Annotated in this window: 21 protein-coding genes; 8 read left to right on the top strand and 13 right to left on the bottom strand. The window is 53.2% G+C overall.

What is annotated here, in order from left to right; genetic code table 11:
- Positions 1 to 70: 70 nt before the first annotated feature.
- Genes CX651_RS06335 through CX651_RS06325 form a run of 3 tightly spaced genes read right to left on the bottom strand, consistent with a single transcriptional unit; the run spans position 71 to position 4371 of the window.
- Positions 71 to 1798 (bottom strand): putative bifunctional diguanylate cyclase/phosphodiesterase, encoded by a 1728-nt coding sequence (locus CX651_RS06335; RefSeq protein ID WP_101054963.1) that lies wholly within the window; start codon positions 1796 to 1798, stop codon positions 71 to 73.
- Between the two features lie 12 nt (positions 1799 to 1810).
- The gene (locus CX651_RS06330; protein ID WP_101054827.1) at positions 1811 to 2242 is read right to left on the bottom strand and encodes a response regulator; all 432 of its coding nucleotides are present in this window, start codon (positions 2240 to 2242) and stop codon (positions 1811 to 1813) included.
- Positions 2239 to 4371, bottom strand: coding sequence for a CHASE domain-containing sensor histidine kinase (locus CX651_RS06325; protein ID WP_373296808.1), 2133 nt, complete (start codon positions 4369 to 4371; stop codon positions 2239 to 2241). Before CX651_RS06325 ends, CX651_RS06330 begins: the two co-directional genes overlap by 4 nt.
- Before the next feature lie 303 nt (positions 4372 to 4674).
- Between CX651_RS06325 and CX651_RS06320 the strand changes: the two genes are divergently transcribed.
- Entirely contained in the window at positions 4675 to 4857 is a 183-nt protein-coding gene (locus CX651_RS06320) for a PA3496 family putative envelope integrity protein (RefSeq protein WP_025886854.1), read from the top strand.
- A 37-nt stretch (positions 4858 to 4894) separates the two neighbouring features.
- Here CX651_RS06320 and CX651_RS06315 read toward each other — a convergent pair whose 3' ends face one another.
- On the bottom strand, positions 4895 to 5860 hold the full coding sequence (locus CX651_RS06315; RefSeq protein ID WP_101054820.1) for a PDC sensor domain-containing protein: 966 nt from the start codon (positions 5858 to 5860) through the stop codon (positions 4895 to 4897).
- Between the two features lie 222 nt (positions 5861 to 6082).
- On the opposite strand from CX651_RS06315, the gene CX651_RS06310 reads away from it, so the two are divergent.
- Complete coding sequence (locus CX651_RS06310; RefSeq protein WP_101054817.1) at positions 6083 to 7435, top strand: flavohemoglobin expression-modulating QEGLA motif protein; 1353 nt, start codon at positions 6083 to 6085, stop codon at positions 7433 to 7435.
- Between the two features lie 56 nt (positions 7436 to 7491).
- On the opposite strand, the gene CX651_RS06305 is transcribed toward CX651_RS06310, so the two are convergent.
- Both CX651_RS06305 and CX651_RS06300 read right to left on the bottom strand, forming a co-directional pair.
- Entirely contained in the window at positions 7492 to 8859 is a 1368-nt protein-coding gene (locus CX651_RS06305) for an alanine/glycine:cation symporter family protein (protein ID WP_101054814.1), read from the bottom strand.
- A gap of 114 nt (positions 8860 to 8973) precedes the next feature.
- Positions 8974 to 9936, bottom strand: a complete 963-nt coding sequence (locus CX651_RS06300; RefSeq protein WP_101054811.1) for a LysR family transcriptional regulator — start codon at positions 9934 to 9936, stop codon at positions 8974 to 8976.
- Between the two features lie 92 nt (positions 9937 to 10028).
- On the opposite strand from CX651_RS06300, the gene CX651_RS06295 reads away from it, so the two are divergent.
- Positions 10029 to 10970 (top strand): sodium-dependent bicarbonate transport family permease, encoded by a 942-nt coding sequence (locus CX651_RS06295; RefSeq protein WP_101054809.1) that lies wholly within the window; start codon positions 10029 to 10031, stop codon positions 10968 to 10970.
- On the opposite strand, the gene CX651_RS06290 is transcribed toward CX651_RS06295, so the two are convergent.
- Entirely contained in the window at positions 10958 to 11530 is a 573-nt protein-coding gene (locus CX651_RS06290; protein ID WP_101054806.1) for an SRPBCC family protein, read from the bottom strand. The genes CX651_RS06295 and CX651_RS06290 overlap by 13 nt on opposite strands.
- A 239-nt stretch (positions 11531 to 11769) precedes the next feature.
- On the opposite strand from CX651_RS06290, the gene CX651_RS06285 reads away from it, so the two are divergent.
- Both CX651_RS06285 and CX651_RS06280 read left to right on the top strand, forming a co-directional pair.
- On the top strand, positions 11770 to 12171 hold the full coding sequence (locus CX651_RS06285; RefSeq protein WP_101054803.1) for a hypothetical protein: 402 nt from the start codon (positions 11770 to 11772) through the stop codon (positions 12169 to 12171).
- A gap of 62 nt (positions 12172 to 12233) precedes the next feature.
- Complete coding sequence (locus tag CX651_RS06280; protein ID WP_101054799.1) at positions 12234 to 12473, top strand: galactosyldiacylglycerol synthase; 240 nt, start codon at positions 12234 to 12236, stop codon at positions 12471 to 12473.
- Positions 12474 to 12551: 78 nt separating this feature from the next.
- Here the strand turns inward: CX651_RS06280 and CX651_RS06275 are convergent, their stop codons facing one another.
- From CX651_RS06275 to CX651_RS06250, 6 genes are all read right to left on the bottom strand, one after another.
- The gene (locus CX651_RS06275; RefSeq protein ID WP_101054796.1) at positions 12552 to 13037 is read right to left on the bottom strand and encodes an N-carbamoyl-L-amino acid amidohydrolase; all 486 of its coding nucleotides are present in this window, start codon (positions 13035 to 13037) and stop codon (positions 12552 to 12554) included.
- Between the two features lie 113 nt (positions 13038 to 13150).
- The gene (locus CX651_RS06270) at positions 13151 to 14605 is read right to left on the bottom strand and encodes an MBL fold metallo-hydrolase RNA specificity domain-containing protein (RefSeq protein WP_045283178.1); all 1455 of its coding nucleotides are present in this window, start codon (positions 14603 to 14605) and stop codon (positions 13151 to 13153) included.
- Positions 14606 to 14725: 120 nt separating this feature from the next.
- A complete protein-coding gene (gene arsJ, locus CX651_RS06265; protein ID WP_101054793.1) occupies positions 14726 to 15964 on the bottom strand; it encodes an organoarsenical effux MFS transporter ArsJ in 1239 nt (412 codons plus the stop codon).
- Between the two features lie 11 nt (positions 15965 to 15975).
- The gene (locus CX651_RS06260) at positions 15976 to 16989 is read right to left on the bottom strand and encodes an ArsJ-associated glyceraldehyde-3-phosphate dehydrogenase (protein ID WP_025886849.1); all 1014 of its coding nucleotides are present in this window, start codon (positions 16987 to 16989) and stop codon (positions 15976 to 15978) included.
- A 1-nt stretch (position 16990) separates the two neighbouring features.
- Positions 16991 to 18025 carry an ACR3 family arsenite efflux transporter gene (gene arsB, locus CX651_RS06255; RefSeq protein WP_101054790.1) on the bottom strand — a complete coding sequence of 345 codons (1035 nt, stop codon included), beginning with the start codon at positions 18023 to 18025 and terminating at the stop codon, positions 16991 to 16993.
- Positions 18026 to 18090: 65 nt separating this feature from the next.
- Positions 18091 to 18426 carry an ArsR/SmtB family transcription factor gene (locus CX651_RS06250; protein ID WP_028779633.1) on the bottom strand — a complete coding sequence of 112 codons (336 nt, stop codon included), beginning with the start codon at positions 18424 to 18426 and terminating at the stop codon, positions 18091 to 18093.
- Between the two features lie 779 nt (positions 18427 to 19205).
- Here CX651_RS06250 and putP point away from each other — a divergent pair.
- The 3 genes from putP (at position 19206) to CX651_RS06230 (ending at position 23244) form a co-directional block, all read left to right on the top strand.
- Positions 19206 to 20702, top strand: coding sequence for a sodium/proline symporter PutP (gene putP, locus CX651_RS06240; RefSeq protein WP_101054787.1), 1497 nt, complete (start codon positions 19206 to 19208; stop codon positions 20700 to 20702).
- 105 nt (positions 20703 to 20807) lie between these two features.
- The gene (gene proB, locus CX651_RS06235) at positions 20808 to 21950 is read left to right on the top strand and encodes a glutamate 5-kinase (RefSeq protein WP_101054784.1); all 1143 of its coding nucleotides are present in this window, start codon (positions 20808 to 20810) and stop codon (positions 21948 to 21950) included.
- Positions 21951 to 21996: 46 nt separating this feature from the next.
- A complete protein-coding gene (locus tag CX651_RS06230) occupies positions 21997 to 23244 on the top strand; it encodes a glutamate-5-semialdehyde dehydrogenase (RefSeq protein ID WP_101054782.1) in 1248 nt (415 codons plus the stop codon).
- Positions 23245 to 24314: the final 1070 nt, after the last annotated feature.

Raw genomic sequence — 24314 nt, 5'->3', positions numbered from 1 at the left:
TAAAGAGAGTTATGGCCCAGCAAAAAAGAGGGGGCATCTTTGACCATACTTTGCCAATAGGCAAGCAAAATCAAACATTCCCCTCAGCCAGCAAAGGTAAAATATGCTGCACTTCAAAATCCACGGGCCGAATCGGCCGACAATAAAGATATCCCTGCAACAGATTGCAGCCCCGCTCACGACAAAACTGCGCCTGCGCCTCAGTCTCTATACCTTCAGCCACAGACACCACGTTAAAACCGTTGGCAAAATTAATCAAGGCAGACAACAAACGCTTGCCACGTTCATCCTGTTCGACCGAAGCCACAAAACTCTTGTCGATTTTCAGTACATTGATAGGAAAATATTTGATGTGCTCAAGGGACGAAAAGCCGGTGCCAAAGTCATCCAAAGACAACACTACCCCCAAGGCAGCAATCCGCTCCAACACCTTGGCCAGCTCCAGCGGTTCTTCAATCAGGGCATTTTCGGTGAGTTCCAGCTCCAGCTGCGATGCCGGCAGCCCGGTTTGCTGCAATACTCTGACTATGGTCTGATACAAGGTTTCGCGAATGATCTGCGACGGTGACAGGTTAACCGCCACAGATAACTGCTTTCCTACCGGAGCCAGCATCGTCAGCCACTCGACGGTTTGCGCGCAGGCCTGTGCCAACACCCACTCACCTATCTCATCAATCAAGCCTATCTCTTCGGCTATCGGTAGAAAACTGTCGGGCGCCAGCAGGCCATCTTCCGGATGTTGCCAGCGCAGTAAGGCTTCCATTCCCAAAAGCTCGCCGGAAATTGCATCAAATTTGCCCTGATAAAAGACCCTGAATTCATCCCGCTCCAGCGCAGTTCTCAGTCCCATCTCGATACGGTTACGAAACCTGACCTCCCTGGCCAACTCTTCGGAATAAAACTGGATCTGATTACGGCCAATTTTTTTGGCGCGATACATGGCAATATCGGCACACTTGAGCAGCTCTGAGCTGTCGCAGACAGAATCGCTGTATACAGCAATGCCAATGCTGGCGCCGATAAGCACATCATGTTCCCCCAGCGGGAAAGGCTCTTCGAAGGCCTGCTGCAGCCTATTGGCCACCGCCATAGGGAAGTAACGATTCTCGGACTCTGTCACCAACACCACAAACTCGTCGCCACCGAGACGGGCAATGAGATCCCCTTCCCTGAGCGCCGCGTTTAGACGGTTGGCCACTTCCACCAATAGGATATCCCCCACCTGGTGCCCTAAGGTGTCGTTGATACCCTTGAAATCATCCAGATCCAAGAGGATCACCGCCAGCATGTCCTGATGGCGCTTGACCTGACTCAAGGTGCGATTCAGGCAGAGTTCAAAACCGTAGCGATTGACCAGTTTGGTCAGGGAATCATGTTCAGCCAGTTCTTTGAGCTTCTCGTGGCTTTGGCGCAATGCCAAAGCCATGGAAGCCCTTTGCTTGGCATTGCGGATAGCACGGGTCAAGCGGCTGGTATTCACTTCATCTTTGAGCAGAAAATCCTGTGCCCCCAACTCGATGCAGCGCTGCGCCAGCTTGTCGTCTTCATAACGGGAGATCATCACTACTGCGGTTTGCTCTCCGGCCGATTCATTAAGGCGGCTCAATACTTCCAGACCATTGGCATCGGGCAACATATAGTCGAGCAGTATGCCATCGAAGTGCTGCTGGCAGGCGAACTCCAAGCCACTCTGGGCACAGTTGGCCTCCAGCACCTTGAACGCCAGTGACGATTGATCCAGGGCACGAATGATAGCGGCTCTGTCTATCTCATCATCATCGATCAACAGCAAATTCATGCTTTCCATCCCTCAGGCTTCCGGCAGTTCAACAATACGCCAATAGCTTTCCAACATATTGAAAATATTATAAAAACCATCGCTTATTTCATGTTTGACCATATAGCCGGCCACATGATGCTTATAAGCCTCTACCTTGTCTTCATCGGCGCTTGAGGTGGTCAGCACAAAGACTACTGAGAGAGACAATGCAGGGTCATTGCGGATATGACCAAGAAACTCCAAGCCATTCATCCGCGGCATATTGAGATCCAGTAAGATTAGATAAGGATGATGTACCCGACCATCATTCAGCATCTCCAAGGCCTCCAAACCATCTTTGGCTCTGACCAAGGGGTTCAGTAGTCTAAGCTGCCGCATTGCCCGTTGTACCGCCATGTAATCGACATCATCGTCATCGACCAACAGAATAGTGACTTCCTTATATCCGGCAGTTTGGCTCATGACTCCTCCTTGAAGTGCACCGGCCAGGTAAAGTAAAAGCTGCAACCACGCCCTTCCGATTTCACCCAGATCTTGCCGCCCATATTTTCCACCGACTTTTTCACCAAAGAGAGCCCCAGGCCACTGCCCTCTACCTCATCTCTAGGCTTAAGCGTTTGGAATATCGCGAAAATTTTATGATGAAACTTGGCCGCTATCCCAGGGCCGTCATCGGTAACACAGAAACAATAATAGTCGCCCTGGCGCTCGCTGCTGACGCTGAGTACACCCTCCCCCTTGTCGTGGTGTTTGATGGCATTGCTGAACAGGTTTCTAAATACCAACTCCAGCGGCACCCTGGCCGTGGTCAGAACAGGCATTTCAGACAAGATAACCAGCTTGAACCCAGTTGGCGGAGCCACCAGGCTGAAGGTGTCCTGCAGCAACTGCTTGCTGTCCACTTCGGTCAACTCGGTATCTACCCTGCCTATACGCGAGAAGGTCAGCAAGCCATCCAGCAGCAGGACCATACGCTGGACCCGACTCTTGATCAGGTGCAGATACTTCTGCACCTGTTCGCTACTGTTGTCGCTGAGATCTTCTGCCAGCCACTCGGATAACTGCTCTATGCCCCGCAGCGGCGACTTAAGATCGTGAGAGGCTATATAGGCAAAACTGTCCAGCTCACGGTTTATTTTTTCCAACTCCTCTGTGTGACGAGCTTTCTCGGCTTCAATCCTTTTGCGATCCGACACATCATTGATAGTGGCCAAAATCGACTGGCCATTGGTGAAATGGATTGGGGTTAGCCCCACTTCGACCGCCACCAGAGAACCGTCTTTGGCTCGGCCGAACAGGTCATCACGCTGGGACATATTCTTGGCAATAGGCTGCTGCAGATAACCGCCCATGTGTTGATTGTGTGACTTATGCAGGCTCTCCGGCAGCAGTATGTTCACGCTGCGGCCCAGTAGTTCGTCCCGGGCATAACCGAACAGTTGCTCAGTATGCGCATTGACCAGAGTGATGAGCCCATGGCCGTCAACCATGATCAGCGCCGACGGCGAGGCCTCTATAACCAAGCGGAAGCGTTTTTCATTGGCCAGTATCTCGTTGGCCAGCAAGCCTTCCTGATATCTGGCTCTGGCATTACTGAGCAGAAAATAGAGCAGCACCAAGATAAACAGCAGGCCTATGCCCAGCATCAATTTGCTTTGCAGTTTCTCGGTTTCAGTGACAAAACTCTTGTCAGCGCCGATTTGCAGCAACCATTGATGACCACCGACCTTGAGCGGCAACACATGATTGTAGGTTTTGGCAATCGGCCCCAGCTCCTCAGTGCTGTACAGCAACGAAGTGTCTGAGGGGGTGTCGCCATCAAAGATCTCTAGATTCAGGCTGGGAAACTTATCGGCCAAAATGCCTTGCATAAGGTTATTCATTCGAAAGGCGGCATAGACCACACCTGTAGCAGCCTTGGGGCCGGCAGAAGTTTCATCATAAAGCGCCAAATACATCAAGAAGCCGGCCTGAATATCCTGCTGGGTTTCCTGTACCAAGGTAATTTTGCCGGAGATCGCCGCCTCCCCTGTGTTGATGGCTCTATCTATTGCTTCTCGGCGAGTCGGTTCGGAATACATGTCATAACCAAATGCCCGCCGGTTACGCCAATCAAAGGGTTCCAAATAGATAATGGCCTGGTAGGTATCACGCTTACCAACTGGGTACACCCGATATTCTTCAAAACCTTCAGCGCGGATAGCTGCCTCATGGGCAGTCAACTGCTCCGGTGACACAATAACGCTGTAGCCTATTCCCTGGATCCCGGGATAAAAACTCTCCATCTTGGCGTTGGTCACATATTCGTGCCACTCCTCACGGGTCACGCCATCGGATGCCATAAACAGGCCCACGCCCCCCCGCAGTACCTGCTCATAGGTCAACAGACGATCTCTTATGGCATCTTTGACCAACATGGCCTGATACTCAAAGCGCTCACGTCCGCGCTGCTCCGCATATTGATTAAACAGATACCAACCCAGGCAAGTAAAAAGGAGTGCAACCAGGATAATCACCCAAACCGAGGCCGGAGTGGAAAAGCCGAAGCGTTTTACAGAGGTGGATGATGCGGTGAGACGATCGTCCGGGATCATAAACAGCCGAGTCCTTAGCCAATTAAGCAAATGCCATGGGGTTAATTCTGGTCGGGTTCATGAAAAAAACAAGTTAAAAACAGCAAAACCCCCTCAAATTTAGGTTCTTGGAAAAGATCGTCAAAATGTTGTCTCGATCTCACTTCCTATTGCAACTCAGTGCTAGATTTCAGTTTAACCAAAGCTAATATTGAGTAGAGGGACGGACAGAATCATTTGCTTTGTTAGACAAAAATTTTTGCTTTTCAGCCAATGCTTTTTTGGCTAGAAAATCCTTGGATAAACCGTGAGGAATTCGTGATGGCCCATATTGTTGAACTCGTGCCCAACGATGCTGAAATTGAAGCAATGACCACCCCAAAAAACCGTCAGGCCGAAAAGGCGCTGCAACACAAACGCCAGGTAAAACGCCGTTTGGAAGATTACTTGGAGCGCTTGGAACTCAGACGAGCCATGGGGCTCGATGATGACGATATGTTTTAGCCTTCCTTAATATGGGAGGGTGCCAGCAACACCCTCCTTACCCTTGCCGTCCTCTCAAAGACTGGGTTTGGGTAAGCAAGGCCTCGGCCTTTGCCCCCAACCAGACGTATAGTCCCAAGGCCACCAACAAGCCAACCACCGCCAACATCATCAAAATCGCTCCCTGAATGTACTCCACCTGTCCGAGTGATGCCTTGAACATGGTCAGCAAGGCCTCGATAGAGATGGCGATCAATATGGTGGAAACAAAGCGGGTAATGGTGCGCCGGGTGGAACTGTGGCGGAAGATGTCTTTATGCATCAACACTTCTTCTTCCAGTATGGTCTTGCCGAGATCGAATATCGCCAACGCCAGGGTGATATAGATGATGATCCCAAACGGCTTGAGCGAATCATGAGCCAGTTGCGGCCCCTGCGCCAATAAATGCCAAATATCCCTGGCCGAGATCAACACCAGTACCCCGACTATGATGAATAGCCCTGTCACCAGAGTGAGATAAACTGCCTTGAACAGCGGCGTCACCTTGCGCCTGTGACTGTCGCCCATCATAAACTCAATCAGCCGGGTCAGGTTGATATCCACCACCACAAAGCCGCGACTGGCATCCAAACGACTCACGCCCATGGATGCCGACAAACAGAGTTGCCCGGAAGCATTGGAAAGATAAGGTGAAGTTATCTGTACCCCGCTCTTGTCGCCGGCATTGAGAAAATAGGGCCTCTGGCTGCGATCCGGATGCTCACCCACAGCTAGCAGTTTGATCTTTTGCTGGATAAGCGCCAGATTCGGGCTCACTTGGTGACCATTTTCATCCAGCAAATACATCAATTCCACAAAGGGATAACAGGCTGCCACTTCAGAAAACACCCTGATGGCCCGCCCTGTGTCATCAAAGAGCTGAGAGTCGGCCATTCCGGTCAAAATCGACTGCAATAGTTCATCGATTAGCGGCTGATACTCATGAAAACGTTCAATCACACTCAAGTAACTCATGTTTGCCATAACGGCTCCTGAAAGTTCGCCTATACAACCTCAGATAAGCAGCTTGAGTGCCAATATTGCAACATGATGAATATCAATTAATTAGCTTAAATCATACGCGGCGACTATGCTCAATAACCAAGCAACTGCACCAAGATCTGGCAAGGATAAATTCTGTTGCCAGACAGCGCGTTATCCAAGATGATAGCCGCCAATAACCTGTGTCTTCCGAGGAGACCATTGATGCCAGACACAAGTACCTATAAAGAGGATCTACGGCGCCTCTCGGACGAGCTGATCCGGCTGCAAAAACCGATAAAAATCCTCGATACCATCAAGTGGCCGAGGGAGGTGGAAGCCCGATTTCTCGAAAACAACGGCAAGCAGTTACCCGCCATAGACGCCGAGTTTTACCAGCGCCTGCCACTGCCTTTTGACCCGGATAAAACCCGCCAAGAGTTAACCGAATTGCGTTTGCAGACCCGCAAGCACCTGGGAAGATACGACAAGCTGGGCAAGATATTGGTGGCCAATATCGAGCAATATCTTCAGGTTATCGACATGCTGCAACATAGAGGCAAGGCCGATTTCGGTGAATTCAGCCGTCGCCTCTACGGCAGTGCCAACCATAAGCTCCACGGCGACAGACATAATCTCAGGCAGCTCGGCGATCGTTTGAGTTACATCTTCTCGCTACCGGCAGCGCTGCGCAGCAATCGTCATCACCCCAAAGAAATCGCCGCGCCGGAGGCGGTGGATATTCTCAGCCGCCGCCTGAAAGATTATTTCCACAGCGACGATATTCGGGTGCGCCTCAGTGACGGCATAGTCTCGGATGCCGCAGTGGGCGGCGATACGGTCAAACTCAACAGCAAGGCGTTGTTCAGTCAATCGGACCTCGATGTTTATGAGGTACATGAGGGCTGGGTACATGTGGGCACCACCCTCAATGGCCGGGCTCAACCCTGGGCCACCTGGCTCAGTGTTGGTTCTCCCAGGGTAGCCGCAGCCCAAGAAGGGCTAGCCGTATTGATGGAAACCATCACCCTGAGCTCCAACCCTGGGCGGGCCAGACGCATCAGCGACAGGATCACTGCGGTCGATATGGCCGAGCAAGGCGCCGACTTCATAGAAGTATTCAACTATTTCTGCGGCCAGAACCTCAGCAAACGAGACAGCTACCGGGTGACTCAGCGAGTATTTCGCGGTGGTATGGTGCAAGGCGGCAGCTACTTCACCAAGGATATCTCCTATGTGCGCGGCTATGTGGAAAACATTAACTTTATCCGCTCTGCCATCACAGCCGGGATCCCGGAGATCATCCCCATGTTGTTTGTCGGCAAGCTGGCCATTGAGGATATCCCGGTGCTTTATCAGGCCCACAGGGAGGGGCTTATTGCCGCCCCCAAGTATCTGCCGCCTATGTTCGATAACTTCAGTGGCCTCTATGCCTGGTTTGGTTTCGCCTCAGGCATGGCTGGGATAGATCTCAAAGGCGTGCAGCGACACTTCAGTCACCTATTCAAACAGTTACCCAATGCCGAGCCCATGTTCGAGTTACTGGAAGACACTGAGTTTGACAGTAACGCCGACTGATAAAAAATGGCCAACTATAAGTTGCCCATTTTTATGGCGATCGCTTGATTGACCCACTATTTTTGCAACTCGGCCTGGCGCTGCTTGATAAAATATTCACGAGTCAGCGCGAAAACCACAGGGCTGAGCAGCGCCAGGGCTATCAGATTGGGAATCGCCATCATGGCATTGAGGGTGTCGGCCACCAGCCAGATAAAGTCCAGAGACGCAACGGCCCCTACTGGCACCATCAGAGTCCAGACCAAGCGAAACGGCACTATAGCGCGAATACCAAACAGATATTGCACGCACTTTTCACTGTAAAAGCTCCAGCCGAGAATAGTGGTAAAGGCGAAAATAGCCAAAGCCACCGCCACTATGTAATGCCCTATAGGCAAGGCATGGCTGAAAGCATAGGAGGTCAAGGCCGCGCCGGTTTCCCCCGAGGTCCAGGCACCGGAAACGATAATCGCCAAACCTGTGATGGAGCAGACCACTATGGTATCGATAAAGGTACCCAGCATGGCTACCAGGCCCTGAGCCACTGGGTTATTGGTCTGCGCAGCCGCATGGGCAATCGGTGCGCTGCCAAGACCTGCCTCATTGGAAAACACTCCGCGGGCGACCCCGAAACGTATGGCAGCCCAAACTGCCGCCCCGGCGAAACCACCCTGGGCCGCCACTGGGCTGAAGGCGCTCACAAATACCAACTCCAACGCCGCCGGGATCTGATCGAAATAGACCACAATCACAGCCAAGCCTGCGGTGATATAAAACACTGTCATCAAGGGCACTAACTTACCGGCCACATCAGCAATCCGCTTGATGCCGCCCATTAAAACAGCACCCACCAAAATCATCATTACCAGGCCGGTTGCCCAGGCTGGAACGCCAAAGTTACTATCCAAGGCATCGGCCACCGAATTGGCCTGCACTGTGTTGCCTATACCAAAACCGGCAAAACCACCAAATAAGGCGAATAAAGTTCCCAGCCAGGCCCATTTCTGGCCGAGGCCGTTCTTGATGTAGTACATAGGGCCGCCTATGTGGTTGCCGCTGTCATCGACCTCGCGATACTTGACCGCCAACACAGCTTCGGAGAACTTGGTGGCCATCCCCACCAGCGCGGTGCACCACATCCAGAACAACGCCCCCGGGCCGCCAAGAAATATTGCCGTCGCCACCCCGGCGATATTCCCTGTCCCTATGGTGGCCGACAGTGACGTCATCAGCGCATTGAAGGGGCTGATCTCCCCTTTCATATTGGTGTCTTTATCCGGGATCCGCCCGGACCAGAGTAAGCGGAACCCCCGCCCCAGCTTGAGAAGCTGCATAAAGCGCAAACCTATGGACAGAAACAGTCCTACCCCCAGGATCATCACCAGCATGGGCACACCCCAAACCAGGCTGTTGAGCTGGCTAACCCATTCCATTATTGTTTCCATTCCAACCTCGTGTAGTTATTGTTATCGTTGCAGTTTCCACCTGTTATGGCAAAACTGCATAAGGAACACCCAGATTACAACGAAACATTAACAATTGGAAACCCGAGGTCAAACTCAGTCGGCGCTCAACCCCAGGTTGGTTGGTAGCTGGGCGATATCACCAGCCACCCATTCAGCCTCTATGCACTGCTGCAGATGCTCAGCCATAAAGTGCACCAATTGCCGCGCCGCATAGGGCATACGCCTGTCTTTACGGCTCACCAGATACCAGTTGCTTTCCAACGGGAAGCCCTTCACATCCAGAATAGCCGGGCGCTCGCGCCCTTCCTCCAGGGTATGGGCCGAGATAACTGATAACCCCAACCCCGAGGCGACCCCCAGACGAATGGCCTCATTGCTCTCTATCTGCATACAGTCGCCCAGTTCCACCCCCTGACCGCTGAGCCAAGACTCAAACATCAAACGGGTAGCCGAACCCGGCTCACGGATGAGAAACCGCTCGCGACTGAGCTGCTCAAACTTGAGTTCACTCTGCCCGGCGGCCCAATGATCTCTGGGGGCAATCAACTGCAGTGGGTTACGGATGATCCGTGCCGATTGCACAGTTTCGCCCCTGGGAGGATGGCTGAAGAGGTAGAGATCGTCTTCCAGATGCTCAAAACGATTCAGCACATGGGCACGGTTGCCTATGTTCAGTGTGACTCGGACACCGGGGAAACGACGATAGAAAGCGCCTAGGATCCGCGGCACCACGTACTTGGCCGTGGTCACCAGGCCGATATTGATGTGGCCGCTCTGCCCTTCCCGCACCTTGGCCAGCATGCCGTTGAAGTCTTCCAAACGAGTCATCACATCGACCGCCGCCCGGTACAACTCCTGCCCCACCTGAGTCGGCCGCAGCCCTCCCGGGCCGGTTTCCAGCAAAGGCTCACCCACCAGCTCGGCCAGTTTTTTCAATTGCAGCGACACGGTCGGCTGAGTCAGATACAGGTGTCTGGCGGCGGCTGAAATATTCTGCCGCCGAACCACTTCGATATACACCTGCAACAAGCGCAGGCTGAGATGGCGAAGATCCATAGATAATTATCTATATATATGCAGTGAATAATTTATTTTCCAATATAGCGCCGGGCGAGCACAATCTCCAGCCGTCTAACAAGGAGAATCCCATGCCTGATGTTGTTATTGCCTTTTTCGGCCTAGGCCTGTTGGCCGGTCTGCTCAAATCGGATCTCAGAGTCCCCGAATCCACCTACGAAACCCTTTCCATACTGTTAATGCTGACCCTGGGCCTCAAGGGCGGCATGGCGCTACACGGCCACACAGATCAGCTGTCCTTTGCCGAGCTGGGACTAGTAATAGGTTTGGGACTGGCAATCCCGCTGGCGCTGTATCCCATACTGAAAAAAGTGGTTCGCCTATCCCAGAGCGATGCCATCAGTATTGCCGCCCACTACGGCTCGGTCAGTGCCGGGACTTTTGCCGTTGTCTACGCCATGACAGAACAGCTGGGCTGGCCACTCAAGCCCGAAACCACTCTCTATCTGGTACTGCTGGAGCTGCCATCCATCATAGTCATGCTGTGGCTCTATCGACGCCTTAACCGGGATAAAACGGGAGGCAGTGGCAATATTCTGCTGGAAGCACTCACAAGTCGTGGGGTGATACTGCTGGGGGGCGGCGTGCTTATCGGTTGGGGCTACGGCGCTGAGGGCTTGGCCTCGTTAAGCCCTGTGCTGATGCAGGGATTCAAGACCTTGCTGGCGCTATTCCTGCTGGAAATGGGCTTGTGTACCGCCAGGGTTTGTGCTCCACTGCCCTTGAGTCACTGGCGCCTATTGGTATTTGCCGCCATCACCCCTTTTGTGCTCGCCTGGGTGGGTATCATTACAGGTCACGCCCTGGGGCTGCCCGCCGGTTCGACATTGGTACTGGCCGGTCTCTGCGCCAGCGCCTCTTATATTGCGGCACCGGCGGCGATCCGTGCGGCCATTCCATCGGCCAATATCGGCGTGGCCATGCTGGCCTCGCTGGGGGTCACCTTCCCGATTAACCTGCTGATAGGGCTTAATCTTTACCGTCAATGGGTGGCCTGGATTTACGGGCTCTGAACTTGTTCCTGCGGCGCGGGTTCTGACTCGAGTAACAGCTTGAGATTACTGAGCCCACGCAATAGATCCGTGGCGATCATGGTTTCAAAGTCGACAAACAGAAACATCAGATTCATCGGATAGTCCAGATGCCCCTTAAAGCTCCAACTAAGGTTGGTCCTATTGCCTTCATAGGGCTCAAACAGCATGTAGGCAGGTTCAGTACCCTCGAAGGGAGTCAGGAATCTGAGCTGATAATCGATGCGCTTGTTGGTTTCCATGGCGACTATCTCCTGCTCGCCTTGGCCCACCTGCGGGTTGTCACTCTCCCAAGCCGAGACAAAGCCAACAGTGCCGTCAACGCCGCGATAACTGCGCTTAATCGCCGGATCCATCTTGGCCCAGACGCTGAAATTATCTTGATTCTTAAGATACTTTACATAGTCATACACCTCGGCCACCGGGCGATTTATCACCACATTGGTGGTCACCTGGTAGTCGCTTTTGACAAACAGAGCGGCAATCAGCGGCACAGCCACTATCAGTGCCAACAGGATAAACAATGTCTTGATAAAACGCATAAGGACTCTCCAAACAAGTTTTCTTCCGACAACAATTACTTGTCTGAGTATATCCTGCAAACAGCCCAAAAAGTAACCAGATTGTTAAATGTTGAAAATAGTGGTTTTACCTCTGTTAGCACTAACAAATCTTGGTGGAGAAGCGAGCCGGGCCACAAATCATCCACTGGTGGTTTGTTGTGCATATGCTTTTAGGTTACAGTCACCTGTAAACATGGACGTCTAACCTAGGAAGTATAATGGGACTGATCCTGGCGCCACTACTTGTTATCTGGCTGGCAATATTGACTGTGGCGGGTTACCAAGCCACTTTGTACTTCAAAGAAACTTTCAGCTTCAGCGGCCTATTGGCATTTTCCAGTGTCAGTTTGCTCTGCGGAGCTCTCTATTTCCTGCTCCATTTCCGGCGCTATCAGGACGCAGAAACCTTAAGTGTTTTCGAGATCAGTCTGGAACTCTTATTCAACCCCATCAGTGGTGGCATTTGCGTATTGGCACTGTTACTGATCTGGCTGGTGCCCATGGGGGTTTGCAAGCCTCTACTGTTGGCACTGGTGCTTGGCCTAGCTATCGCCACCCTGACCGGGGTCGTTTATGAAGAGAGTTTTATGACAAAACATGGGATTCAACGCACTCACTGAAGAGGATATAGTGCAAGCTATGATTTTCGGCCACTGAGGCCACACCAATCCAAGGAGAGAGAATGATCCAACTCAGCAATAAAGAAACCGGCGCCGTTATCGGCCATATCTCCGAACAACAGCTGCAGTTCCTGATCGACAACCTGGTAGAAGAGCATGATGCCGACCAGGACTACTGGCTGAACCGCACTCAATTGGAAACCTTTAAGGCCATAGAGGCCGATGCCGAGCTCATCAACCTGTTGGAAGCCGCCATGGGCGAAGCCGATGAACTGGAGATCCTCTGGCAGCGCCAAGGCTAAAGCCAGGTTTGCACCAACAATAAAAACGCTCCTTTATTAAGGGGCGTTTTTATTTGTTAATGGCAAAGATAAAAATAGTTAACCGATAATAGCCTTCAAGAGCACTCCTAAAATAACTCCTAGTAGACTCATAGTTCCGGCTATCCACCAACGAGTTTCCTTTTTATGGGCAATTTCGCTTGAGTGAAGGTTAATGGCAGTGGTTACCAATGTTGATATATCAGAGTTACTCAAAGGGTTCCTTGAAATGCGCGCTTTCTTTTCAGAACATAGCCCCCTAAACTCTTCTCTTGATATTTTTTCTTCTTTATCAATATCATATAATTTTTGATAATTCCTGCGCCAAACAAGAGATGCCTTAGTTCTAGTTTGATCCAAACGAAAAAACTCAGGATGTTGTTCAAATATCCTTTTCCAATATTCTCCCTGACTTTCATCGCCAGATATACGATCAGCCCAATCCGAAAACTCCAACTTGTAAAACTTATATGTTCCCATAACCTGTATTGCGGCTATCACATCAGCTAGACGATTTTTATTATCAATGTACGGGGTATTACTCATATTGCTTTACTTTGTCCCACTTAAGGTTAACTCTCTTTTGATTCAACGTCATAGCGCTCGGCCTACTATAGGGAATGAACCGTAAAGTTAAGTTTATGACTTCCCACTAAAACTTAACCCACAACCCAGCTCAGTTCGGGTAAACGGCTGAGATCCAGCTTGTCGCCTTCGGTCGCTATAGCCGAGGCCTGAGGTCTGGGCTTGGGCTGCACGCCGTCGGCATGTTCCAGCACACTCAGGAGTTGCCGCTGGGCATCCGGCTCACCGTGAACCAGAATAAGTGGCGGCGCGCCCTCAAACTCACGATACCAGCGCAGCAGTTCGGCCTGATCCGCATGGGCCGACAACCCACCGACTGTGTGAATTCTGGCGGCGACATTCACCGAATTACCGTTGATGGTAAGCTCACTGGCGCCATCGACCAGCAGCCGCCCCGGGGTTCCCAGTGCCTGAAAACCACAGATGATAATGTCGCACTCGGGCCGCCACAGGTTGTGTTCCAGATGACAGCGGATACGACCGCCGTTACACATGCCGCTGCCGGCAATAATGATAAGCCCCTGGTGTACGTCGTTGAGTTCCATCGACTCTTCGGTACTTTGGATAAACTCTATCCCAGACAGCAGCGGGTGCTGCCCGGGGTGTTGATGCACGAAACGCTTGAAGTCCTCGTCCATCAAGGGATAGTTATTGATATACACCTTGGTGGCCTCTATGGCCATGGGGCTGTCGAGGCAGATTTTCCAACGTGACAGATCCCACTCCCCGGCATAAAGGTGAAACAGATACAAAAGCTCCTGCGCCCGGCCAACCGAGAAGGCAGGGATCAGGATATTGCCGCGGCTCTCACTGATGGCTGTCGCGAAGATCCCCTTGAGTTCTTCCAGAGTCGCCTCCCAACTCCGGTGCAACCTGTCGCCATAAGTGCTTTCCATCAGCACCAGATCGGCCTGTTGGATCAGCGTAGGATCTTTGAGGATCGGCATACCGGCGCGGCCAAGATCGCCACTGAACACCAGTTTTTTCTGGGTGTTGCCATCATTGATCCACAGCTCCAGTAGCGCCGACCCCAGAATATGGCCGGCATCACTCAAACACAGGGTCACACCGGGAATGGGATCCAGCTTGGTGCCATAGTCCAGTGGAATAAAGCGGGTCAGTGCCAGTTCGACATCTTCTTCGGTGAACAGCGGCTCTATCGGCTCTAGATCTTGCTTGGCACGTTTGCGGTTCTGCCGTTCGGCATCACGCTGCTGCAACATGGCGGCATCCTTGAGCATGATGGCGCACAGATCCATGGTGGCCTTATGGGTGTAGATTGGGCCGCTAAAACCCTGCTTCACCAGCAGGGGCAAGCGCCCAGAATGATCGATATGAGCGTGACTCAACACCACGGCAGTCAGGGATTCAGGAGCAAAGGGAAAGGCTTCATGGTTACGCAATTCATCCTGCCGCCCTCCCTGAATAAGACCACAATCCAACAACAAACTTGCATCGTTGACCCGCAACAGATGGCAGGAACCTGTGACTTCCTGGGTAGCACCCCAAAACTGCAAGCTCATGGACATAACACTTCCCTCTTTGAAACAATTCAATACAGCTGCGGAAATAACTTTACCGCACCTCTAAGCCTATGCCCTTATGGGAAAAAGTGACACTCCCTTATAGTCTAATTTTGCAATGGATCATTACGCCTCATGCTCTTGGGGCAGACCACGGGAGATAATCAGAGTCAGCAGTAACATGGCGCTGGAAACCCAGAGACAAGCCTCCAGCCCCCACCACTGAAACAGCGCACCGGAAAGCACTGTGCCCAGCAAGCGCCCGGCGGCATTGGCCATATAGTAGAACCCCACATCCAGGGATACCCCATCCTCGCGGGCATAACTGACAATCAGAAAACTGTGCAGCGAAGAGTTCACCGCAAACAAGGCGCCGAACAGCAACAGGCCACCGATCAACCAAACATGGGAGTATTGGCTGCCAAGCCCAAGGGCGATAAGTGCGGGCACCAGAGCGAGCAGGCCGCACCAGAAGAGCGCCGCCGCCCGTCCCGGCAAGGCCGAACCTTTATGCTTGCCTGTCTTGCCGTCGGTCCTGGCGGTCAGCCTGGGCGCCAGGGCTTGCACCAAGCCATAGGCGATAATCCAGCCGGCCAGAAAGCCCCCCACCTGCCAGTGATCCCAGCCAAATTGGCTGGCCAGATACACAGGCAAGGCCACCACAAACCAGACATCCCTGGCGGCAAACAGAAACAGCCTGGCCGCAGAGAGAATGTTCACTGCCCGGCTCTTGGAAAACAGCTCACTGAACTTGGGCTTATTCTTGGCCTGGCCCAGTTCCGCCTTGAGAAACAGCAGCGAGCTCAGCCACACCAAGGTCAAAACAGCGGCCATGGCGGCAATGGCACCGGCAAATCCCAACAGGCTAAGCAGGGCGCCGCCGAGGAAGAAACCTATTCCTTTGAGGGCGTTCTTGGAGCCGGTCAGCAACGCCACATAGCGATACAGGGTCTGTCCCGCCTGGGCCGCATCCTTGGGTACCAGAGTCTTAATGGCACTCTTGGCACTCATCTTGTTGAGATCTTTGGCAATCCCCGACAGTGCCTGGGCCGCCATTACCCAGGGAATGGTCAGCCAGGCCTGAGGCACCAACAGCATGGCCAGCGCCACTATCTGCAGCCCAAGGCCGATATTCATGGTGCGGTTGAGCCCCAAACGGGCGCCGAGCCAGCCGCCCAACAGATTGGTGACCACACCGAAAAACTCATAGAAGAGAAACAGCATGGCAATGGCCAGCGCACCGTAACCCAACTGATAGAAATAGAGCACCACCAACATGCGTAGCGCACCATCTGTCAGGGTAAAGGCCCAGTAGTTGCCGGTGATCAGCAGATATTGGCGCAGCGCCGGACTCATTTCAGCCATGATGTTGTCCTTCAGGCATCCCGGTCCAAACGGCCTACCATCAGCGCCAACTCGGCGGTGCGGTTGGCATAGCCCCATTCGTTGTCATACCAACAGTAGAGCTTGAGCTGAGTGCCGTTGATCACCATGGTGGACAGCCCATCCACTATGCAGGAGCGGGGATCTGTCTTGTAGTCCACCGACACCAGCGGCCGCGACTCGAAGCCGAGAATGCCCTTGAGTTCAGTCTCGGCCGCCTGTTGCAACAAGTCGTTGACCTGTTGCTCTGTCACTGTTTGCTCCAGTTCAAACACACAGTCGGTCAGTGAGGCGTTGGCCAGCGGCACCCTGACCGCATGGCCGTTGAGGCGGCCTTTCAGCTCAGGGAAAATATGGGTAATGGCGGTGGCACTGCCTGTGGTGGTCGGGATCAGGCTCTGGCCACAGGCGCGGGCTCGGCGCAGATCCTTATGGGGCGCATCCAATATGGTCTGGGTGTTGGTGATGTCGTGGATAGTGGTCATGGAGCCATGGCGAATGCCGAAGTTCTCATGGATAACCTTGACCACAGGCGCCAGACAATTGGTAGTACAGGATGCGGCTGTTACTATCGGATGCCTGGCCGGGTCGTAACTCTGATGATTCACCCCCATCACCAGGTTAGCGACACCGTCCTCTTTCACCGGCGCTGTAACCACCACACGTTTCACCCCTTGATCAAGATAGGCTTGCAGCAGCGCCTTGGTTTTCATCTTGCCCGAGGCTTCGATCACCAGATCGCATTGAGACCAATCGCTGTCTGCAATGGCCTGATTGCGACTGGTCGCTATCCGCCGACCGGCTATGACTATGGCACTGCCCTCATGCTCGACTGGGTGCGACCAACGGCCATGAACCGAGTCAAACTCCAACAGATGCGCCAGGGTGGCGGCATCACCTGCAGGGTCGTTGATCTGCACAAATTCGAGTTCCGGCCAATCCCAGGCAGCCCTCAAGGCCAGCCGTCCCATACGGCCAAAGCCGTTAATTCCCACCTTTATTGTCATCTCAATTCTCCGTTAATTTTTTGGCCGCTGCCCAGTTACTGCGGCTACGGTTGGCAAATGCCACCAGGGACAGCATCACAGGCACTTCCACCAGTACCCCAACGACTGTGGCCAGCGCAGCTCCCGAGTGCAGACCAAAGAGGGAGATAGCCACGGCAACCGCCAGTTCGAAAAAGTTGGAAGTGCCTATCATGCAAGCCGGAGCGGCTATGCTGTGGGGCAGGCGCAAACGCTTCGCCAGCCACCAGGCCAGCAGGAAAATACCGTAAGTCTGCAGTAACAGTGGAATGGCGATCAGCACAATATTTTGCGGCTGGGCCACTATGGTTTCGGCCTGCAGTGCAAACAGCAGCACTACCGTCAGCAGCAGCCCCAATATCGACCAGGGTTTGAGCCTGGACAGCAAGGCCGTGATCGCCTCTGGTCGGCTATTGAGGTGTTTGCGGGTCAATACCCCGGCTAACAAGGGCAGCAACACATACAGCGCCACAGATAGGATCAAGGTTTCCCATGGCACCTGAATATCACTCACCCCCAGCAGCAGCGCCGACAGTGGTGCGAAGGCAAAAATCATGATCACATCATTGACCGATACCTGCACCAGAGTGTAGTTGGCATCGCCCCGGGTCAGTTGACTCCAGACAAACACCATGGCGGTACAAGGAGCGACTCCGAGAAGGATCATCCCGGCGATATACTCCTGCGCCGTTTGCGGTTCGACCCAGGGGGCAAACAGAAAACGAAAGAAGAGCCAGCCAAGCAGCGCCATGGTAAAAGGCTTCACCAACCAGTTGATCACCAGCGTCAGCAGCAATCCCTTGGGATTTCGGCCAACATCCTTGATAGCGGAAAAGTCAATTTGCACCATCATGGGATAGATCATCACCCAGATAAGCACGGCGATCACCAAATTGACATGGGCGTATTCCAGCGCCGCCACCGCGGTAAATACACCCGGCGCCAAATAACCCAGTGCTATCCCAGCTAAAATGCACAGCCCTACCCACAGGCTGAGCCAACGTTCAAAAATTCCCATACATCCCCCTCTCCGATCCCCCGGCGGTTAACTTCCGGCGCTCCAGTGATAGATTTCGGCCTGTTTCAACAGCAAGCTTGCGGCCTCGAGGCCATAGCCTCCAGCCGAGTCAGCTCATCAGCAATAAAGCCAGGGTTGGCCGTCAGTGTGTCCCGCAGCAACTGCTCGCACCAGGGTGCCAGTTCGGGGCTGAGACGATAAAACACCCATTGGCCCCGGCGTCTGTCCTGCAGCAGCCCCTGAGTTCGCAGCTGCGCCAAATGACGGGAGATCTTCGGTTGACTCAAGGCCAGGGCCTCAGTCAACTCGCAGACACAAAGCTCTCCCTGCTGCAGGATCAACAGCAGACTGCGCAGCCGGGTTTCATCGGCCAAGGCTTTGAAAAAAATGGTTAGTTCCATGATAAGCACCACTCCTTAAGGCCATTAGTCGGCCTGCCATACATCTGCCGTTTCAGTTGGCCATTCAAATGAGCATCTTCAGTAACCTGGAGAATATATGGATAAACAGATATGTGCTAAATCATATATAAAAACACCTATAGTTCAAGCGCTATTTTGAGGAGTCTATCGGATTGGAATTGGAGATCTGGCCCAGCGATTGCGCAGGGTTGCAACTGTTCATTTAGCAGAGTCAGGTACTGTCGTAAATTAATTTTAAACTCTAATTATTTCCGGCTTATTTCAGAGCTTGATTGCAAAACAGTTATAGCTCAAATCGAGATCTTATCGCTTGTCTTATAATTGCATGCAATATATTAAAAATTGAAAAGATTAAGTTTTATCAAAAATAAGAGAATGATTTTTAATGAAAAATATACAAAACATCAAGTCATAACCCAGTGAATCACTCAGATAGAAACTTGATCATTTTCTGATAAACATGAATAATATCGTTCGAACCAAAACCATTTGAACACTAATCAATTAATTGGTTAGCCTTCAAGTGGTTTTTCGCTAGTCCCACTTTAGCTGAAACTTAAGGAAGGAGAATCACGATGAATGCCAACAGCTCACAGGAGTCTGACAGTCATCTTTCACGCTACCAAATCAGCCTCAGAGATAAAGCCAAGTACCTGATCCAATTAGGGTGTTTCTGGCTCGTACTCTCAACCTACCTGTACCCATTCTGCAAACAAAAACTCAATCAAGCCTTCAGTGGCAATAACGGGCACTAATCTATGGATTATTCGAGTTATATCTCTTTGGCCATCTACTTTGTGGTCATGTTGGCGATAGGCCTGTTTGCCTATCGCAATTCTACCGATGATATTTCGGGCTACATTCTCGGCGGCCGTCAGGTCAGCCCTCAGGTCACGGCGCTGTCGGCCGGCGCTTCCGATATGAGCGGTTGGATGCTGATGGGTCTACCGGGTGCCATGTTTGTTATCGGCTTCGACACCATCTGGATTGCGCTTGGCCTGCTTATCGGCGCTTGGTTCAACTATCTGCTGGTGGCGCCCAGGCTCAGGGTTTATACCCAGGAAGCAGATGACGCCCTGACTCTGCCGGACTTTTTCAGCAAGCGCTTCGAGAAGAAAAACGGCTCGGTGCGGATGATTTCTGCAGCGGTGATCATACTCTTCTTTACTCTCTACACCTCTGCCGGCCTGGTCGCCGGGGGCAAACTGTTTGAATCCGCCTTCGGCCTGAGTTACCAGCTTGGCCTGGTGATCACTGTCTCAGTGGTGGTGGCCTACACCCTATTGGGGGGCTTTCTGGCCGTCAGTATGACCGACTTTGTGCAGGGCTGTATTATGTTTGTCGCCCTGGTGATGGTGCCTATAGTGGCTTTTCAGGAGTTCAACAATGGCACAGAGATGATGGCGCAGGCCAATCACACCATAGTGCCTCTGTCTGAATCTGTGGAGAAAATGAGCCTGCTGGCGATTGTTTCCAGCATGGCCTGGGGACTGGGCTATTTCGGGCAACCCCACATCATAGTGCGCTTTATGGCAATTCGTTCGGTTAAAGATATCAAGACGGCCCGCAACATAGGCATGAGCTGGATGTTGGTGACCATACTCGGCGCCCTGGCCACAGGCCTTATCGGTGTCGCCTATGTCAACAAGTTCCACCCAGGGCTGCAGGACCCGGAAACCATCTTTATTCTGTTCTCGGAAATTCTGTTCCACCCCTTGGTGAGTGGCTTCCTGTTGGCAGCGATTCTGGCAGCCATCATGAGCACCATCTCCTCACAGCTGCTGGTGTCATCCAGCTCGCTGACAGAGGATGTCTACCGCGCCGTGTTCCACAAGGACATAGACGAGAAGAAGCTGGTGAATATAGGCCGTTTCGGGGTATTTGCCGTTGCTGCCGTGGCCACCTTGCTGGCCCTGGATAGCAACAGCAGCATACTGTCACTGGTGAGTAACGCCTGGGCCGGTTTCGGTGCCGCCTTCGGGCCACTGGTGCTGTTCAGTCTGTTCTGGTCGAAGATGACCCACTCGGGCGCCGTCGCTGGTATTCTCACCGGCGCCATCACAGTGCTGCTGTGGATCCTGCTGCCGGTATTGCCCGATGGCAAGACACTCTCCAGTGTGATCTACGAGATAGTTCCCGGCTTTATCATAAGCTCTGCGGCGATAGTGCTGGTCAGTCACTTTGGTCAGGATCCCTCACACTCAGTGCAGGAGACCTTCCACGCTACCCGGGAAAAGCTGCAGCAGGTCGGCTGATAGCTGGATAGTACAAATCCCGTTATAGACCCGGTGGCAGACGCCGGGTCTAGCTTCAATCCCCAATCCGCTTCGAAGTAACACCTCAAACAGGTTAAGGAAGTTATGAATAAGCAACCAAGGCAACGAATTGTTTTAAAAGTCGGCAGCGCCCTGATTGCCCCTGACAGACAGGGATGTAGCTCGCGCTATCTGCTGGCCATAGCCCAATTCATTGTGCGCTGCCGCGCTAAAGGCATTCAGACCATACTGGTTTCTTCCGGCTCAATTGCCGCCGGAGCCCACAGATTTCCGCTCAAACCGGGCAGTGAAGCCAATAGCCCTGAGGCCCAGGTAGTACTGAAAAAAGCCATGGCCGCCGCCGGGCAGACTGAGATGATGGCGACCTGGGATAAGTTTTTCGACTTTCCCACGGCGCAAATTCTGCTGACCCATGGCGATCTACGCGACAGAGAGCGTTACCTGTCGATTAGGGAAACCGTGTTTACCCTGCTGGATCACGACATACTGCCGATCCTCAACGAAAACGATACCGTCACCACAGATGCACTCAAGGTGGGTGACAACGATAACCTGTCAGCCATGGTGGCAGCCGCGGCCGACGCTGATACCTTAGTGATCTGCTCGGATATTGATGGCCTCTACAACAAAAACCCGCATCTGCACAGCGATGCCGAGCTGCGGCCCGAGGTCAATAAAATCGATGCCGCCATCTATGCCATGGCCGGCGGCAGTCACAGCGATGTCGGCACCGGCGGCATGCGCACCAAGATAGAAGCGGCGGAAAAGGCCAGCTCCCATGGCATTGATACCTATATAGTCAACGGCTTCAAAGAGGAGAGCTTTAATGCCCTGTTGTCGGGCCGCAATCCCGGCACCCTGTTCCGGGCATCCGAAACTCCGTTGCAGGAGCGGATGCATTGGCTGACCCACACTGTCAGGGCTCAAGGGGAAGTGATAGTCGCCGCCGATGAGGAGATGGACAGCGCCAAGAATTGCGCCGAGCTTTCCAGCAATGAAGTACTTGAGGTCAAAGGTAACTTTGCCGCCGGCGATACCATACTGCTGCGCAGCGACGACGGCACCTGTCTGGCCAAGGCCCGCAGCAACTACAGCAGCAGCCTGCTGAGTTTTATCGCCGAGCAGGAAGACCCTGAACTGGCCGACAGCTTCACCGACAGCCTGGGCGGCATAGTCTCGGAAAAAGATATCGCCCTACTCAGTAAAACGCCGCAACTGGAGAAATAGCAGCGGCCCGCCACCAGAGTAGCGCAACGAACAAAGGAGGACCCTAATGAGTCTGATAACCACACTGGCAAGCTCAGCGGCCAAGGCGGCCAGGGAGCTGGCACTCATAGATACCCAAACCAAAAATCAGGTGCTGAAAGCGATGGCCCGGGCGCTTCTCGCTGAAAATGACAATATTCTCAAGGCCAACGAGGAAGATCTCCTTGCGGCCCGCAACGCAGGTCTCAGCGAAGCCATGCTCGACCGTCTGACCCTGACGCCAGAGCGGATCGCCGCCATGGCCAGTGGCATTGACACCATAGTCGAGCTGGATGACCCCGTGGGTCAGCGCCGCGAGCTGGGCCGCCGCCCCAACGGTATTCAGATAAGCAAGCTCAGAGTGCCGCTCGGGGTAGTCTGTATGATCTATGAGGCGCGCCCCAATGTGACCGCTGATGCCGCAGCGCTGTGTTTCAAATCGGGCAACGCGGTAATACTGCGCGGCGGTAAAGAGGCGCTCAACTCCAGCCTGGCGATAGCCAAAGTGCTGCACAAAGTGCTGCAGGAGTTCAAACTGCCGACCGCGCTGGTATCCGTGGTGCCGGATCCCGACCGCGCTCTGATGCTGGAACTGTTGCAACAGCGCGACTATATCGACCTGGTGATCCCAAGAGGCGGCGAAGGCCTGATCAACTTTGTCAGCGACAACTCTAAAATCCCGGTTATCCAGCACTTTAAAGGCGTTTGTCACCTCTATGTCGACAGAGATGCCGATGTGGAAAAGGCGCTCAACCTGCTGCTCAACGGCAAGACCCAGCGCACCGGTGTCTGTAATGCCCTGGAAGGCCTGTTGGTACACAAGGATATCGCCAAAGTCTGGCTGCCTATCGCCGCTCAGGCCTTGGCCGACAAGGGGGTGAAGATCAATGCCGATGAGAAGGCGGCCCCCTTCTTCGACCAGGCCACTGTGCTGACGGAAGATGAGTTCGGCCAGGAATACCTGAACCTGGAAATAGCCGTACGCCAGGTCGACTCGCTGGCGGATGCCATGGAGCATATCGCCCGCTTCGGCAGCCACCATACCGAGGTGATCTGCACCGAAAGCCAGCAAGCGGCGCAACAGTTTCAGCAAGGGGTCGATGCCTCTGTGGTGATGGTCAACGCCTCATCGCGCTTCAGCGACGGCAGCGAGCTTGGGCTCGGTGCCGAAATCGGTATCGCCACCACTAAGCTGCATGCCTACGGCCCCATGGGACTGGAGTCATTGACCACGGAGAAATTCCTGGTCAATGGCACAGGTCAGACACGCGATTGAGGAAGGGTTTGGCAATAGCGGGGCTTATTTCCAAACCGCTATTGCCTTATAAACACAAGAGATTATCTGCTACATAGCGAGCCCTGGCAGTGAGGCTAATATAGCTTCAGGCCTCAATGCAGCCCATCACCTGCGGTGCGCATTTCGCACAGGCTCCCCTGTGACATGGCGAGAGTTGCGCAGCAACGTGCTTACGAGCGAGATCAAGAGATGGCAACTTGGCTGTTATGCATTGAGGCATTTGAACCACAACTTTAGGCCGCTGGCACAGCGGCTAACATGGCTTCCAGCTAAAAGTTACTAATTAGTATTGGCAGGGCCTCCGGCGACGGATGTTTCTCATTGCCTGCCGCAGGCTTATGCACAGGCGATCCTGTGACTCGCTACAAGTCCATCCCTATAAGCTCTGCCTCGCCATCCCGGGATCGGAAGGTCACAGTTCCGCCTGTGCCTGGAAAATAGGCGTATGTCTGCAAACTCTTCAGATATTTCAAGCTACTCCATTCTCACAGAATTGCAGCAACTCCCGCTCGAAGCGGCCGCAGGGCGTTGATGACAATCGCGTAGCGAGGCATGGATGCCGAAGCAGCGCCAGTCGAATCAGGGATGAGCGTCTGGCGCGATAGCGAATTGGCATCATAAGCACAAGGGGTTTTCCGCTGCGTCGCGGGTCGCTGGGGGTTTGGAAAGGGGGCGAGTCGATACAGCCCCCTTTCCTCGAGTGTGGGGCGAAGCTCCACGACTTTAGGCCGCTGGCACAGCGGCTAATATAGCTTCCAGCTAAAAGTTCCTAAGTTAGTATTGGCCGAGCTTCCGGCCACGGTGTAGTCAATCACCTGCGGTGCGCTCTCGCACAGGCGATCCTGTGACTCGCTGCAAGTACGTCCTTGTAAGCTCTGCCTCGCCATCCCTGGCTCGGAAGGTCACAGTTCCGCCTGTGCCTGGAAATGAGGTGTATGTCTGCAGAACTCTCAAATGTTTCCAGCTACTCAGCGCTAACAGAATTGCACCAGCTCCCCTTCGGAGCCGCCGCTGGCGTTGTTGCAAATTGGCGTAGCCGAGACAGGGAT

The organism is Shewanella chilikensis (assembly GCF_002836945.1).
Lineage (GTDB): Bacteria > Pseudomonadota > Gammaproteobacteria > Enterobacterales > Shewanellaceae > Shewanella > Shewanella chilikensis.
The sequence above is the reverse complement of the archived record's forward strand: the minus strand, read 5'-3'. Positions and strand labels throughout refer to the sequence as shown.